Here is a 14,324-nt window from a genome sequence, read left to right as displayed (position 1 = left end):
GTTGTTCAGATGCCGAGCTTCGACTTCAAGAGGTCGTTGACCGCCTGCGGGTTCGCCTTGCCGCCCGACGACTTCATCACCTGACCGACGAACCAGCCGACCAGTTGCGGCTTCGCCTTCGCTTGCTCGACCTTGTCGGGATTGGCCGCGATGATGTCGTCGACCACCTTCTCGATCGCGCCGAGGTCGGTGACCTGCTTCATGCCGCGCGCCTCGACGAGCGCGCGCGGATCGCCGCCTTCCTGCCAGACGATCTCGAACAAGTCCTTGGCGATCTTGCCGGAAATCGTTCCCTCGCCGATCAGGTCGACGATCGCGGCGAGCTGCTCCGCCGACACCGGCGAGGCTGCGATCTCGACGCCTTCCTTGTTGAGACGACCGAACAGTTCGTTGATCACCCAGTTGGCGGCGAGCTTGCCGTCGCGCGCCTTGTCGGCAAGACCTGACAGCACCGTCTCGTAGAACTCCGCGCTCTCGCGCTCGGCGACCAGCACGCTCGCATCATAGGGCGACAGGCCGAAGCCCGTAATAAAACGGGACTTCTTCTCGTCCGGCAGTTCCGGCAGCTGCGCCTTGAGATCGTCGACGAAGGCCTGGCTGAACTCGAGCGGCAACAGATCGGGATCGGGGAAGTACCGGTAGTCGTGCGCCTCTTCCTTGGAGCGCATCGAGCGGGTCTCGCCCTTGTTCGGGTCGAACAGCCGGGTTTCCTGGTCGATCGAGCCGCCGTCCTCGATGATCTCGATCTGACGCCGCGCCTCGTACTCGATCGCCTGGCCGATGAAGTTGACCGAGTTCATGTTCTTGATTTCGCAGCGGGTGCCGAACGCGGTCTCGCCGTAACGGCGCACCGAGACGTTGACGTCGGCGCGCAGATTGCCCTTCTCCATGTCGCCGTCGCAGGTGCCGAGGTAGCGCAGGATCGAGCGCAGCTTGGTGACGTAGGCCTTGGCCTGCTCGGCGTCGCGGATGTCGGGCTTGGAGACGATCTCCATCAGCGCAACGCCGCAACGGTTGAGGTCGACATAGGACATCGTCGGCGACTGATCGTGCAGCAACTTGCCGGCGTCCTGCTCCAGATGCAGCCGCTCGATCCCGATCGTGACGCTGCGGCCGCCGTCGAGCTCGAGCGACACCTCGCCCTCGCCCACGATCGGCGACTTGTACTGGCTGATCTGGTAGCCCTGCGGCGAGTCCGGATAGAAATAGTTCTTGCGGTCGAACACCGAGCGCAGGTTGATCTGCGCATTCAGCCCGAGACCGGTGCGCACGGCCTGGCGGACACACTCCTCATTGATCACGGGCAACATGCCCGGCATCGCGGCATCGACCAGCGAGACATGGGAATTGGGATCGCCGCCGAACGCGGTCGATGCGCCGGAGAACAGCTTCGCGTTCGAGGTGACCTGGGCATGAATCTCCATGCCGATCACGACCTCCCAATCGCCGGTGGCGCTCTTGATCAGTTTGTGCGGGGCGGCAGATGCGGTCATGGATCTCGGTTTCCGGATAAAGGATATCTGGGATGGATTGGGCTTCGCGCAACCAATCGCGCCAGTCAAGCCGCCTTGCGGTCCACTTGCAGCCCGCCGCCGTCGCCTGAGGCGGGATCAGAGCCCGCGCCGGAACTGCTGATAGGCCTTGCTCGAGCGTAGCGCGTCGGCGCCGCCCGCGATCAGCTGGTCGACCTGCTCCGGCGGCAGCGACAACCGCGTCGGGATGGCGTTCAGGATGCCGGCGCGGTCCGGTCCGAGCCGGTCGAAGCCGAGCCGTTCGACATAGATCGCGACGTCACCGCATTTCCAGCCGGCGCCGACGCCGAGCCGGCTGCGCTCCGCCGCCGACAGCCCGCAGCGCCAGCGCTTCAGCTTGCCGGACCAGTCCTCGGCGAGCGCCGTGAAGGCGGCGTAGCTGGAGCGCACGCTGGCATCGATCGCGGTGTCGGCGGCCGCGGACACCAGTTCGACGCCACTCGGCCCTTCGAGCGTCTGCACGAAGTCGCCGGAGATGCCGCGGCCGGCGTCGACCACCAGGAACAGGATGCGCTTCAGCTTGGCCGCCTGCCGTTCGTTCAGCGGCTCGTAGGGACGCTGAGCGGCGAGCAAGCCGATGCTCAGCCCCGACAGGCCGTAATTGTCGACGAGGCCGCCATCGAGCAGCTTGACGTAGCGCATCGAGCCGTCGCGGTAATGTGCCTGGGCCTCGGCATAGGCGCGCAGCAACGGCTGTGCGTTCGGATCGTTGCGCACCCGCTCGAGCCAGGCCGGCAGTGGCGCGGCGCAACCGCCGGGATAGGTTTGCAGTACGATCGGGGCGAACGCCAGCGGCACCGCGGCGGATGCCGCCACCGCTTCGGCGACACGATACGATCTGATGTCGCTGCACAAGGCGTCGAACGACGTCTTGCCGAACACGAACGGCGTGCGGTTGTAGATATCTGACGCGTTGATCCAGACCCGCGGCCGGCGATCGTCGGCCAATGCGTCGAACCGCGCGCCGTCGAACAAATTCTGATCGAGCCAGTCGGTGAACTGGCTGTCGTTGACGCCGCCGCCGAGCGCGCGCCCGATATTGCCGAGCGAGATCCGGGTCTTCAGTCCCTCCTCGGCATTGCGCAGCAGGAAGCGCTGGCGGAAATCGTCGAGCGCCGCGCGGCGCTTCAATCCGAAATAGGCGGCGGTGACCGATCCGCCGGAAACGCCGGAGACGAAGTCGACGCGGTCGAGCAGCGTCTTGGTGCCCGCCGCGCTCGAACGCGTGTGGTCAAGCTCCTCCAGCACGCCGAAGGAAAACGCCGCCGCGCGGGTGCCGCCGCCGGAGAACGACAGCGCGAGCAGCAGATCATCTTCGTAGGCCGGAATGTCGCGGGCGCTGCTGTTGTCGGCGAGCGCGGCGCCGAGCGGCACATTGCCGGGCAGATTGTAGACGGAGGCGCAGCCGGCAAGGCCCGCCGCCACCACGGCCACCAGCATTGCTGACAGCCATCCCCCTATGCCCGACCCACGCACGAATACTCTCTCTTGCAGCTGGCCCCCGCCCGGTTCCACTAGCCTATCACGGCCAATCTGGGCGGCGGCATGGCGGCCGAAACAGGGTTAATGCTCGCGGTGCCTCCGCACCGGCGTCCTTTAGCCGCGCTGCGCCAGCAGCGCGGCTACGATCCGCTCCCACTCGGCCTCGAGCGTGTCCTTTGCGACCGGCTGGCCGGCCTGGCGATACCAGTAGCCGGCATTGCCGAGATCGCCCTCGACGCGATGCAGATGGGCATGCACCCAGGCCGAATTGGCGTCGCCCTCGTCCTGCACGATGCGGTGCGCCTGGTCCCAATCGCCCTTCTTCGCCCACCACAACGCGGCGAGCGGTGGCGACAGCGCCGCATCGGGCGCGGTGTCAGCGAGACTGGCGCGGAAATCCGCCATCGCTCACCACCATCTGGGCGCCGTGAACCGGCCGGCCGCCTGCTCGATCACCTCGCCGAGCGAGAACAGCGTCTCCTCATCGAACGGACGGCCGATCAGTTGCAGGCCGAGCGGCAGGCCTTGCGAGTCCTTGCCGGCGGGCACGGCGATGCCCGGCAGGCCCGCCATGTTCACGGTCACCGTGAAGATGTCGTTGAGATACATCTCGACCGGATCGGCGCCGCCCTTCTCGCCGATGCCGAACGCCGCCGACGGCGTCGCCGGCGTCAGGATCGCGTTGACACCCTTGGCGAAGCAGTCCTCGAAGTCCTTCTTGATCAGCGTCCGGACCTTTTGCGCACGCAGATAATAGGCATCGTAGTAACCGGCCGACAGCACATAGGTGCCGATCAGCACGCGGCGGCGCACCTCGTCGCCAAAACCATCGGCGCGGGTGTTCTCGTACATCTCGATGATGTTCCTGCCCGGTTCGCGCAGCCCATAGCGCACGCCGTCGTAGCGCGCGAGGTTCGACGAGGCCTCCGCCGGCGCCACGATGTAATAGGCCGGCAGCGCGTATTTGGTGTGCGGCAGCGACACCTCGACGAGCTCGGCGCCGGCGGCCTTCAGCCACTGCGCGCCCTCGCTCCAGAGCTTTTCGATCTCGGCCGGCATGCCGTCGAGCCGATATTCCCTGGGGATGCCGATCTTCATGCCCTTCACGGACTTGCCGATCGCGGCCTCGTAGTCCGGCACGGCGATGTCGACCGACGTGGTGTCCTTGGGATCGTGCCCCGCCATCGAGCGCATCAGGATCGCGGCATCGCGCGTCGAGCGCGCGATCGGGCCGGCCTGGTCGAGCGAGGATGCAAACGCGACGATGCCCCAGCGCGAGCAGCGGCCATAGGTCGGCTTGATGCCGACGGTTGCGGTGAACGCGGCGGGCTGGCGGATCGAGCCGCCGGTGTCGGTCGCGGTCGCGCCCATGCAGAGAGCAGCCGCCACCGCCGAAGCCGAGCCGCCGGACGAGCCGCCCGGCACCAGCGTGGTGTTGGAGCCCTCGCGCCGCCACGGGTTGGTGACCGGGCCGAAGCACGAGGTCTCGTTCGACGAGCCCATCGCGAATTCGTCATTGTTGAGTTTGCCGAGCAGCACCGCGCCGTCGCGCCACAGCTGCGAGGTCACCGTCGACTCGTAGGGCGGAATGAAATTGCCGAGGATATTCGAGCACGCCGTGGTCCTGATGTCGCGGGTCGCGAACAGGTCCTTGATGCCGAGCGGGATGCCGGCGAGCGGTCCGCCCTCGCCTTTTGCAATTTTCGCGTCGGCGGCCTTGGCCATCTCGCGGGCGCGGTCGGGCGTTTCGAGCACATAGGCATTGAGCACACGCGCGGCTTCGATCGCGGCGAGATGCGCATCGGTCAGTTCGCGGGCGGTGAAAGACTTGCTCGCCAGGCCCTCGCGAGCCTCGGCGATCGTCAGCGATGTCAAATCAGTCATTTATTGATCGGGCTGCAGAAGAACGGAGACAGGGTCTTGTCGTTGGCGGGGTCGTCTTGGCGCGCCAGGTTATTTGCCTTGCCATTTTCCTTGGCGCGCTCGGCGTCGAGCGCCTCGAGATGGTCGAGCACGGCGTCCATCGCCGCGTTGGGATCGGCGACCTTCCCCTTGCGCTCCATGGCATCGAGGAAGTCCATATAGGCCTTGTAGGCCTTCTCATCGTCGCACAGCAGACACATTGGACTTTGTCGCTTTTGTTTGACGCGTTTTCTTCACGCGAACCGGTATCCACTTCGCTCGAAAACGCGATGCTTGGGTTACTCGACCACCTTCGGCACCAGGAAGAAGTCGTTCACGGTGTCGGGCGCGTTGCGGACGATGACGTCGGCGATCTCGCCGTCATTGACCACGTCGGCGCGCTTCTTCATCTCCATCGGCGTCACCGAGGTCATCGGCTCGACGCCGTCGACATTCACTTCCGACAGCTGCTCCACAAAGGCTAGCATCGCGTTCAGCTCGCCCTGGAGATGGGGAACTTCGGCGTCGCTGACCGCGATCCGCGCCAGATGCGCGATGCGGCGGACGGTCGTGGCGTCTACGGACATTATATAGGGCCTCGGGGCTGAAAGGTCAGCCTGCCGTATAGCAGAGGCCGGTTTTGCGCCGCAACCGCGCGGATTTGCCCACCCGACGGGGCTTTGGAGCCCATCCGGCGACCGACAAGACATCCTGCCACGGATTCCGGCTGCGAAACGCACGACGAAACCAGTTCGCGGCCGCCGCGAAGTCGTCCCGAAACATTCACGGCGCCTACTCGACCCAAACAGAAAAGTTCGGAGCGCGTCATGTCAATGCTCAACGGCAGCCCCCGCCCGGAGGGCTGGGACCCGGCCCTCTGGTCGATCGGCACGGCGCTGGGGGTCGCGATCCTCTACGTGGCCTGCCTGGTCTGAACGAGGCCGCGCGTCAGGCCTGAGACAGAGCCGCCATCCGCGCCAGTGCGGCGCCGGCCAGCGCGCGGGTCAACTCGGCCGCCGGCATTTCCTTGCCCATCCGCACCGCCTGCCCGGCCCACAGATTGGTGAAATCGACCTTCCCCTGTTTTTCGGCAGCCGCCTTCAGCGGTCCGAGGGCGGTTGCTGCGTGCGGGAACGCCGGCGCGTCCGGCGAGATCGGCCCGACCTCGCGCATCACACGGTTGGCAACGCCGCGCGCCGGGCGGCCGGTCATCACATTGGTGATGACGGTGGATTCGTCGCTCGCCTGCGCCAGCGCGACGCGGGCCTGCGCCGTCACCTTGGACTCCGGGCAGCGCAGATAGGCCGAACCGACCTGCACACCGGAGGCGCCGAGGGCGAATGCCGCGGCGATCCCGCGCCCGTCGGCGATGCCGCCGGCCGCGACGACCGGCACCTTCACCGCATCCACCAACTGCGGCAGCAGCGAGAACGTCCCGGGCTGCTCGGCGATGTTGTCGGTCAGGAACATGGCGCGATGGCCGCCGGCGTCGGCGCCTTGCGCGATGATGACGTCGGCGCCGTTCTCCTCGAGCCAGATCGCTTCCTTCACCGTCGTCGCCGACGACATCACGGTGGCGCCGGTGGCTTTCACCCGCTGCAACAGATTTGGCTCCGGCAGGCCGAAATGGAAGCTGACGACCTCCGGCTTCAGCTCCTCGATCACGGCGCAGAACGCCGCATCGAACGGCGCGCGGTTCGCCGCATTGATCGGCGCGTTCGGATCGAGACCATGCTCGCGATAGTAGGGCGCCAGCCGTCGCCGCCAGTTCGCCTCGCGCGCCGGATCGGCGTCGACCGCCTTGTGGCAGAAAAAGTTGAGGTTGACCGGCGCAGAGACGCGTTGACGGATGATGTTGACCTGCTCGCGCGCCTTCTCGGCCGACAGCATCGCACATGGCAGCGAGCCGAGCCCGCCCCCTTGCGCCACCGCAATCACCAGCTCCGCATCCATCACGCCGGCCATCGGCGCCAGCACGATCGGGAATTCGGTCTTGAAACGATCGATCAATCGACGGTCCGGCCACATGGCGTGTCTCTTTCCTGGCTTGCTCGGAATTACCCTCTCCCCTTGCGGGAGAGGGTGCGCTCGCAAGGCGAGCGCGGGTGAGGGGTTTCCCTCCGCGGGGACAGACCCCTCATCCGTCGCGGACTGCGTCCGCGCCACCTTCTCCCACAAGGGGAGAAGGAAAAAAGTTGCGCCGGCCCTGCAGCGACTGCTCGGCCTCGGCGACGATGCGGCCGACGATCTCGGCCGCCGGAACGATATCATGGATCAGGCCGACGGACTCGCCGGCAAACACCGCGGCGACATCGAAATTGGCCGCGGCCTTCGCGGCGGCGTACTCCACCGCGACCTCGTCAGCGCGCTGCATCAGCTCGATCTCGCGCCCGCTCCAGCGCCGCAGATGATCGTTGGCAAGCGAACGCGCGGTGAACGGCGCCGGCCACATCAGCTTGCGCGACCAGTCGAACACCACGCCGCGCACCGTCTCGCCGCTCTTTGCCGCACAGATCAGCTGCTTGGCCTGCTCGGCCGCGTCGGCCTCGACGCTGGCGTAGAAGCGCGTTCCCATCAGCACGCCGGATGCGCCGAGCATCATCATCGCAGCTAAGCCACGCCCGTCCGCGATGCCGCCGGCCGCGACCACAGGCACGCGCCCCGCCGCGAAATCGATGATCGCCGGCACGATGTCGAGCGTGGTGCGCGATGCGCCGTGACCGCCCGCCTCCGTGCCCTGCGCGATCAGGATGTCGGCGCCGCAATCGAGCGCCTGCCGCGCCATCTCCTCGTTCTGCACCTGGCAGATCAGCAGCGCGCCTGCGGCCTTGATCTTCGGCGCGAACGGCGCGGGATCGCCGAATGACAGCATCACCGCGCGCGGCCGCGCATCCAGCGCGATGTCGATCAGCTCGGGCTGCCTGGCGAGACTCCAGGTGATGAAGCCGATGCCGAACGGCTTTGCAAAACCCTTCAGCTTCGCGGTCTCGGTCTCGAGCCGCGTCTTGTCGCCGTAGCCGCCGCCCAGAATGCCGAAGCCGCCGGCGGCGCTGACCGCCTTGACCAGCCCGCTGCCGGCAATCGTGTCCATCGGCGCGAGCAGGATCGGATGCTCTATGTCCAGACGTGCCGTCAATTCGGTGCTGATCGGCATGCGCTTGCTCCCTGTTCTGGACTTGCTGTTCTGGACTTGCAGCCTAAGCGGGCCTAACATTCTCGGATAATGAATACTAGAGAACGCTACCATCTCTAAATCAGAACGGTGGTCCCAGATGGAATTGACCGACCTGCTCACCTTTTCCACGGTCGCGCGGCTCGGCGGCATCACCCGGGCCGCCGACGAGCTGAACACCGTGCAGTCGAACGTCACCCAGCGCATCAAGGCGCTGGAGGCCGAGATCGGCACCGCGCTGTTCGAGCGCCACAGCCGCGGCATGTCGCTGACCGGCGCCGGCCGCCGCCTGTTGCCCTATGCGCAGCGCATGGCGGCGCTGTCGCGCGAAGCCGTGCTCGCCGCGCGCGACGATGGCGAGCCGAAGGGTCCGCTGTCGATCGGTTCGATGGAAACCACCGCTGCGGTGCGGCTGCCGACGCTGCTCGCCGAGTTTCATCGCCGCTATCCGGCGGTGCGCCTGACCTTGCGCACCGCGCCGACCGCCGACCTCGTGGCCGCCGTGCTCGACGGCACGCTCGACGGCGCCTTTGTCGCCGGCCCGATCGAGCATGCCGAACTGTCAGCCACATCAGCATTCACCGAGGAACTGGTGCTGGTCACTGCGCAGCGCTGGAAATCGCTGGCCGCGTTGCGCGCCGGCACGCCGGAGTCGGGCCCGACCGCGCTGGTGTTCCGCACCGGCTGCACCTACCGGCAGCGTCTCGAACAGGTGTTCACCGAGTTCGGCTGGCCGTCGGCGGTCCGCTTCGAGTTCGGCACGCTCGACGGCATGGTCGGCTGCGTCGCCGCCGACATGGGCGTCACCCTGCTGCCGCGCGCCGTCGTCGATCGCGATCACGTCCAGCGCGACATCAACATCCACAAGCTCAGTCCGCAGCATGCGCATGTCGAGACGCTGTTCATCCAGCGCCGCACCGCGCATCAGTACAGCGCATTGCAGGGGCTGGCCGCGTGCCTCGGTGGCGACGAGCGGGTGATCGCCGCCTGACCGGCGTTTTCGCATGGACGCCACGGCAGTGCCGGGCTTTGCCTCGGCGCGCGGCTGCGTGCTAAGCGCTAGCGCCATGCTCGCCCCCATCCTTCCCCTGATCGAAGCTGCGCCGCACTGGCCCGAGCGCGGCGCGCTTGTCGGCCTCGACCTCGGCACCAAGACCATCGGGGTTGCCGCCTCCGATCCGGACCGACGGCTGGCGACTGGCGTCGAGACCATCCAGCGCAAGCAGTTCAAGGCCGATGCGGCGCGGCTGCTCGCGATCGCCGCCGAACGCAATGCCGTCGGCTTCGTGCTCGGCCTGCCGATCAACATGGACGGCAGCGAAGGCCCGCGCGCGCAGTCGACCCGGGCGTTTGCCCGCAACCTCGCCGGCCTCACCGCGCTTGCGATCGGGCTGTGGGACGAGCGGCTCTCGACTGCGGCGGTCGAGCGTGAGCTGATCGGGATGGACGTCAGCCGCGCTCGTCGCGCCGAGGTAATCGACGAGCACGCCGCGATCTTCATCCTGCAGGGTGCGCTGGACCGGCTCGCGAAGCTGCGCGGTGAGCGCTGACCATGGTCGTGGTGATCGCGGCGCTGCTGCCGGTGTTCCTCTTGATCGTGCTCGGCTTCGTCCTGAAGCGCACGCTGATGCCGCTCGATACGCAATGGCACGGGCTGGAGCGGCTGACCTATTACGTGCTGTTCCCGGTGCTCCTGGTGCAGACACTGGTGAAGGCCGACCTGACCACGGTGCCGGTCGCGGGCGTCGGCGGCGCGCTGCTGCTCGCGGCGCTGGTGATGTCGCTATTCTGCCTCGCGCTGCGCGGCCCGCTGGCGCGCGCCGGCGTCGACGGCCCCGCCTTCACCTCGATCTTCCAGGGCGCGACCCGTTGGCAGACCTATGTCGCGCTGTCGGTGTCGCGCAATCTCTATGGCAGCACAGGCCTTGCCCTGGCTTCGGTCGCGATGGTCGCGATCATCCCGCTGGTCAATGTGTTCAGCGTCGCCGTGTTGGCGAAATATGCCTCGTCCGAGAAGCGTTCGACCGGCGCCATCGTGATGACTGTCGTACAGAACCCGCTGATCTGGGCCTGCGTCATCGGGCTCGTCATCAATGTCGCGCACATCCCGCTGCCACAGATCTGGTATGACGTCGCCGACGCGCTCGGCGGCTCGTCGCTGGCGATCGGCCTGCTCGTCACCGGGGCCGGGCTGCATCTGGAAGGCATCTTTCGCCCCAGCCTCGCTGCCAGCGCGGCATTGGTGCTGAAACTCGTGCTGATGCCGGCGCTGACCGTCGCGCTCGCGGTGTGGTTCGGCGTCACCGGGTCCAACCTCGCCATCGTCGCGGCCTGCGCCGCGGTGCCGACCTCGCCGTCAGCCTATGTGCTGGCGCGCCAGATGGGCGGCGACGCGCCGCTACTCGCCCAGATCATCACGCTGCAGACAATTCTGGCCGCGATCACGATGCCGATCGTGATTGCCGCGGTGGGGCTTTAGAAGGCGTACCCGATCGGCCTTGAATATCGCCGCGCAATCGGTCGCTACCAGACTTCGCGATAGTTCGCGAATTTGCGCAAGGTCTTGTCATAGCGGGCCGGTACGATCCAGGGCAACAGGAGCCTGAAGATCGCGTTCGGAAGCGGAGAGCGAAGCCGCACATAGAGGTCGAGCGGATCGAGGTCATGCCGCATCCGGAATTTCGGTTCGTAGCTGAGACCCGTGCTTCGAAGCCACCTGTAACCGTTGGCGATCGCCCAATTCATCATGTCGCGAATGGTGTAGTAATAAAGATGAAGGTCGAGTGCGACAGCATAGTCGAGGCCGACATACTCCCAGAACAGACTGTCGCCTTCGACCATGCAAAGGCTGAAGGCGATCACCTTCCCGCCACGGCGCCAGATGAAGAAGCGGACCTTGTCCTTCATGTCGCTGCCGAGCCGGCGAAGATAGTCGGCTGTCAGTTTCTCGAAACGGAATTTCGAGCGGTCGAAGACCTGCAGGTAGAGCGGATAGATCTCGTCGACGGCATCCCTTGCGTCGTCGGTGACGGTAAGGGCTATGGTTTCACCATCGGTTGCCTTGAATTTCTTGCGGAGCTGCCAGCGTGCCGATCGCGGCAGCGCATTTTGCATGTAGGCATCGAAGTCGTCGTGCTCGATATTGAGCGCCGTCATCGGCATGCTCGGCGCACGGGCGAAGCCGCGCCGGACGAAGCAATCCAGCACCGGCCGGTAGCGCGCAGGAAATTCCTTCAGGACGATGAGTTGCGCCCCGCACGATCGGGCGAGCGTGACGATTTCGCCGCAAAGAATCTCGGCGATCTTGCCGGACGGCACCGTGCTTGATCCGGCAAGATGCCCTTCACCGGCGAAGCATCCGACCATCAGGGTTCGCATTTTGAGAAACCCGGGAACGAAGCCTCGGATGCGCGCCAGCAGCGGCTGCCATTCCGCTCCAAGTCCCTCGAGAACGTCCTGGTCGAGAAGAAAGAACGGCTGGACGGCGTGGAGACAGCCCGCCCGGTCGATGATCGCGAAGTACCGGTACTCGACACGCTCGCGGAGCGTATCCTCCAGGATCTCGTAGTAACGGTGATCCTTGCGCAGGTCGGCGAAACTGGCAGCCCAAGCGGGACAACCGGCGATTTCGTCGCGCGTCACGATCTTTACGCGAAAAGGCGCTGTAGCAGCCGCCGCGTCCGCTACGCTTGTAGTATCAGCCAGACTGACTGCGTCTGACGCCAACGCAATGCTCCGGGTGATGAAAAGTCTTTCAATACAGTATCAATGTACCTGATTTGGCCGCGGGCTCCTGTGCCATCCGCGCAACAAGTCATCACTTTCGAAGTCGCGTCTCTTTTGAAGCCCCGTCGGCGCCGAGCGGCGCGCGCCCTCCCGCAATAGACCAGCCCGCGAGTCCCAGCGACGTAGCGCCACAACTCGCCCTTGCGCTTCAGCAAGAGCGAGGGCCTGCAACGACTGGGTGCAGCTTGTACGGCTTCTCCTGATCGCCGCTATTTCCCGGCCGAACCGGCGAACGCCGTATCGAGCACATCCCCGATCGGCTGCCAGCTACGGCCATCGAACTGAAGCAACCGCAATTGCTCGACCGGTCGGAACTGAGCGGTGTTGATCTTGATGCCGGGGAGCAAGGCGGACGCCTGATAATCCCTGAGCGCCGCGGCCTGCTTCATGACGTTCTCGCGCGACAGGTCGTTGCCGCATTGCCTGAGCACCTCGACCATCGTTTCGGCGGCGGCATAGCCGTAGACTGCGGCCGCGTCATCCTTGCCGCCGGCTTTGGTATACTTGTCCAGGAAGCTGTACCAGGCGCCCTGCTCCGCCCTCCAGGCCGGATCGCTCGCATCCTTCAGGAACGCGGCGGTGATGACGCCGGTCGCATTCTCCGTGCCGGCCCGCTTGAGCACCGTCTCGATCGATGACGCCATCTGGTTCACGACGAACACCGGCCGCCAGCCGTGGTCGGCCGCCGCGCGGATCACCTTGGCGGCATTTTCCGGTACTCCGGCAAACACGAAGACCTCGGCGCCAGATTGCTTCAGGATCGAGACGTGGCCGTCCAGGTGCTGATCGTCGACATCATAGGCGATGTCGACCCTGATGTTGTGGGCGACGTCGCCCAGCCCTTGCACCAGTCCCTTGAACAATTCGCGCCCGAACTGGTCATTCTCCCAAAGCGCCACGATTTTCTTGCCGGGATAGAAAGCCTGGATGTAGTTCGCGTAGATGCGTCCCTCCTCGCGATACGAAGGCTGCCAGCCCATGGTCCACGGATAACGCGACGGCTCGCTGAGCTCGTGATCGCCGGAAGCAACGAAAAGCTGGGGGATCTTGCGTTCGTTGAGATACTTCCGCACCGCGAGATTCCCCGGCGTGCCGAACGAACCGAACATCAAGAGCACATTGTCGGTCTCGACCAGAATTCGCGTGAGATCCATGGCGTTGGAGGGATCTGACAGATCGTCATAGGACATGAAGCGGATCTTGCGGCCATTGATGCCGCCGCGTTCGTTGATCATCTCGAAATAGGCGGCTTCCGCCTTGCCGATCTGGCCGAAAATCTCCAGCGCGCCGCTATACGGCATGACATTGCCGATGCGGATTTCGGTGTCGGTAACGCCCTGGTCGCGCACCTGCTGCGTGATGGCGCCGAGAGACGCCAGCGCGACGACGCCGGCCAGGAGTGCTCGGATCAAGATAGCCATGAGAAGAGCTCGCACGACGGCAGCCGCCGCTGCCTGGTTTCAGTCCGGCCCGCGCTCATTCATTGATCTAGATCATAGCACTCGAGGGGGCCGCTGGCATCCTCCAACCTTCCGATGGCTGGCGACGCACCGGCGCTGGTTCCGGATGATGATCACGCCGCAGACGATCCCGGACATCACGATGCCAATCGTGATCGCAGCCGTTGGGCCCTAGACATACGGGCCTGTCACGAAAAAGATGAATGTGTTGAGGGCGGAATGGATCATGACCGTCAGCCAGGTTGAGTTGCTGCGCCAACGGCAATAGCCCAGCGCCAATCCCATCCCGAATATCTCCAACTTCCCATAAACGTCATACTGTGTGTGGGTCATAGCCCAGACGGCGGCGGTCAGAACGATCGCTCCGATCGGACCCAGAAACGACTCCGACCAGCCGCGATACAAGAAGCCACGAATGAGGAACTCTTCCATGATGGGTCCTGCAATGCAGGTACCGATGAGCAGGATCATCAAGCCGTTCGCGCCCTTGACCACGAAGACCGGGTCATCCACCGCGGCCCCCTCGCCACCAACACTCGAATTGATGACCGATTCACCGAGCAGAATGCCGGCAAAGATTGCAAATGCGCGCATGGCTTCGGCCGGGCTCGGCCAGTTGAGCGCGAGATATTCCTCGAACCCGCGGCGAGCCTTCCGGATCGCGATCCAGAGCACGCCGATCGTCAAGGGGCTCGCGATGGTAAGGCCAGCGCCGTACCATCGCCCCTGGGCGGCGAAATCCCGCAATTGAGCCGGCGACATTCTGGCTACGCCGTCTTGCGCCGCGATGATGATCGTCATGGCCCAATCTCCAACCAGCGTAAAAACGCCGTAAGCGATCAGGATGACGAATGCCGTCTCCACGAAATCCCAGGTCCGCTGCGGCGGTGCCGGTACCGGCGCGTTGGCATTCTCGAAGTTCGACATATGGGATTCTTCTGCAACAACGTTGCAGCGAAGGTGGGCCTAGCTTCAACCTAGCATAGGGAA

At 65.3% G+C, this 14,324-nt stretch carries 14 protein-coding genes; 3 read left to right on the top strand and 11 right to left on the bottom strand.

Annotated elements, in window-relative coordinates; all coding sequences use genetic code 11:
- Positions 1 to 5 precede the first annotated feature (5 nt).
- The 8 genes from gatB to ACVIYL_RS30235 form a co-directional block, all read right to left on the bottom strand.
- Positions 6 to 1,493 (bottom strand): Asp-tRNA(Asn)/Glu-tRNA(Gln) amidotransferase subunit GatB, encoded by a 1,488-nt coding sequence (gene gatB, locus ACVIYL_RS30270; protein WP_076834432.1) that lies wholly within the window; start codon positions 1,491 to 1,493, stop codon positions 6 to 8.
- Positions 1,494 to 1,610: 117 nt separating this feature from the next.
- Entirely contained in the window at positions 1,611 to 2,972 is a 1,362-nt protein-coding gene (locus ACVIYL_RS30265) for a patatin-like phospholipase family protein (protein ID WP_168858152.1), read from the bottom strand.
- 156 nt (positions 2,973 to 3,128) lie between these two features.
- Positions 3,129 to 3,419, bottom strand: a complete 291-nt coding sequence (locus ACVIYL_RS30260) for a hypothetical protein (protein WP_225158888.1) — start codon at positions 3,417 to 3,419, stop codon at positions 3,129 to 3,131.
- 3 nt (positions 3,420 to 3,422) lie between these two features.
- Entirely contained in the window at positions 3,423 to 4,898 is a 1,476-nt protein-coding gene (gene gatA, locus ACVIYL_RS30255) for an Asp-tRNA(Asn)/Glu-tRNA(Gln) amidotransferase subunit GatA (RefSeq protein ID WP_092078124.1), read from the bottom strand.
- Positions 4,895 to 5,137, bottom strand: a complete 243-nt coding sequence (locus ACVIYL_RS30250) for a hypothetical protein (RefSeq protein WP_253608376.1) — start codon at positions 5,135 to 5,137, stop codon at positions 4,895 to 4,897. Before ACVIYL_RS30250 ends, gatA begins: the two co-directional genes overlap by 4 nt.
- Positions 5,138 to 5,215: 78 nt before the next feature.
- Positions 5,216 to 5,503 (bottom strand): Asp-tRNA(Asn)/Glu-tRNA(Gln) amidotransferase subunit GatC, encoded by a 288-nt coding sequence (gene gatC, locus ACVIYL_RS30245; protein WP_225158886.1) that lies wholly within the window; start codon positions 5,501 to 5,503, stop codon positions 5,216 to 5,218.
- 361 nt (positions 5,504 to 5,864) lie between these two features.
- Positions 5,865 to 6,944 carry an NAD(P)H-dependent flavin oxidoreductase gene (locus tag ACVIYL_RS30240; RefSeq protein WP_253608375.1) on the bottom strand — a complete coding sequence of 360 codons (1,080 nt, stop codon included), beginning with the start codon at positions 6,942 to 6,944 and terminating at the stop codon, positions 5,865 to 5,867.
- A 109-nt stretch (positions 6,945 to 7,053) separates the two neighbouring features.
- Complete coding sequence (locus ACVIYL_RS30235) at positions 7,054 to 8,070, bottom strand: NAD(P)H-dependent flavin oxidoreductase (protein ID WP_253608374.1); 1,017 nt, start codon at positions 8,068 to 8,070, stop codon at positions 7,054 to 7,056.
- A gap of 118 nt (positions 8,071 to 8,188) precedes the next feature.
- Here ACVIYL_RS30235 and ACVIYL_RS30230 point away from each other — a divergent pair, with 118 nt between their 5' ends.
- From ACVIYL_RS30230 to ACVIYL_RS30220, 3 genes are all read left to right on the top strand, one after another.
- On the top strand, positions 8,189 to 9,079 hold the full coding sequence (locus ACVIYL_RS30230; RefSeq protein ID WP_253608373.1) for a LysR family transcriptional regulator: 891 nt from the start codon (positions 8,189 to 8,191) through the stop codon (positions 9,077 to 9,079).
- Positions 9,080 to 9,155: 76 nt separating this feature from the next.
- Entirely contained in the window at positions 9,156 to 9,638 is a 483-nt protein-coding gene (ruvX, locus tag ACVIYL_RS30225; protein WP_253609996.1) for a Holliday junction resolvase RuvX, read from the top strand.
- Between the two features lie 2 nt (positions 9,639 to 9,640).
- A complete protein-coding gene (locus tag ACVIYL_RS30220; RefSeq protein ID WP_225158880.1) occupies positions 9,641 to 10,567 on the top strand; it encodes an AEC family transporter in 927 nt (308 codons plus the stop codon).
- A gap of 44 nt (positions 10,568 to 10,611) precedes the next feature.
- Here ACVIYL_RS30220 and ACVIYL_RS30215 read toward each other — a convergent pair whose 3' ends face one another.
- The 3 genes from ACVIYL_RS30215 to ACVIYL_RS30205 all read right to left on the bottom strand — a co-directional run bounded on the left by ACVIYL_RS30215 (position 10,612) and on the right by ACVIYL_RS30205 (position 14,261).
- Positions 10,612 to 11,730: a GNAT family N-acetyltransferase gene (locus tag ACVIYL_RS30215; RefSeq protein ID WP_253608372.1), complete on the bottom strand. Its 1,119-nt coding sequence runs from the start codon at positions 11,728 to 11,730 to the stop codon at positions 10,612 to 10,614.
- 353 nt (positions 11,731 to 12,083) lie between these two features.
- Positions 12,084 to 13,295: an ABC transporter substrate-binding protein gene (locus ACVIYL_RS30210; protein WP_253608371.1), complete on the bottom strand. Its 1,212-nt coding sequence runs from the start codon at positions 13,293 to 13,295 to the stop codon at positions 12,084 to 12,086.
- A 210-nt stretch (positions 13,296 to 13,505) separates the two neighbouring features.
- Positions 13,506 to 14,261 carry a CPBP family intramembrane glutamic endopeptidase gene (locus ACVIYL_RS30205; protein ID WP_253608370.1) on the bottom strand — a complete coding sequence of 252 codons (756 nt, stop codon included), beginning with the start codon at positions 14,259 to 14,261 and terminating at the stop codon, positions 13,506 to 13,508.
- Positions 14,262 to 14,324: the final 63 nt, after the last annotated feature.

It is taken from the genome of Bradyrhizobium sp. USDA 3315 (genome assembly GCF_054056795.1).
The sequence above is the reverse complement of the archived record's forward strand: the minus strand, read 5'-3'. Positions and strand labels throughout refer to the sequence as shown.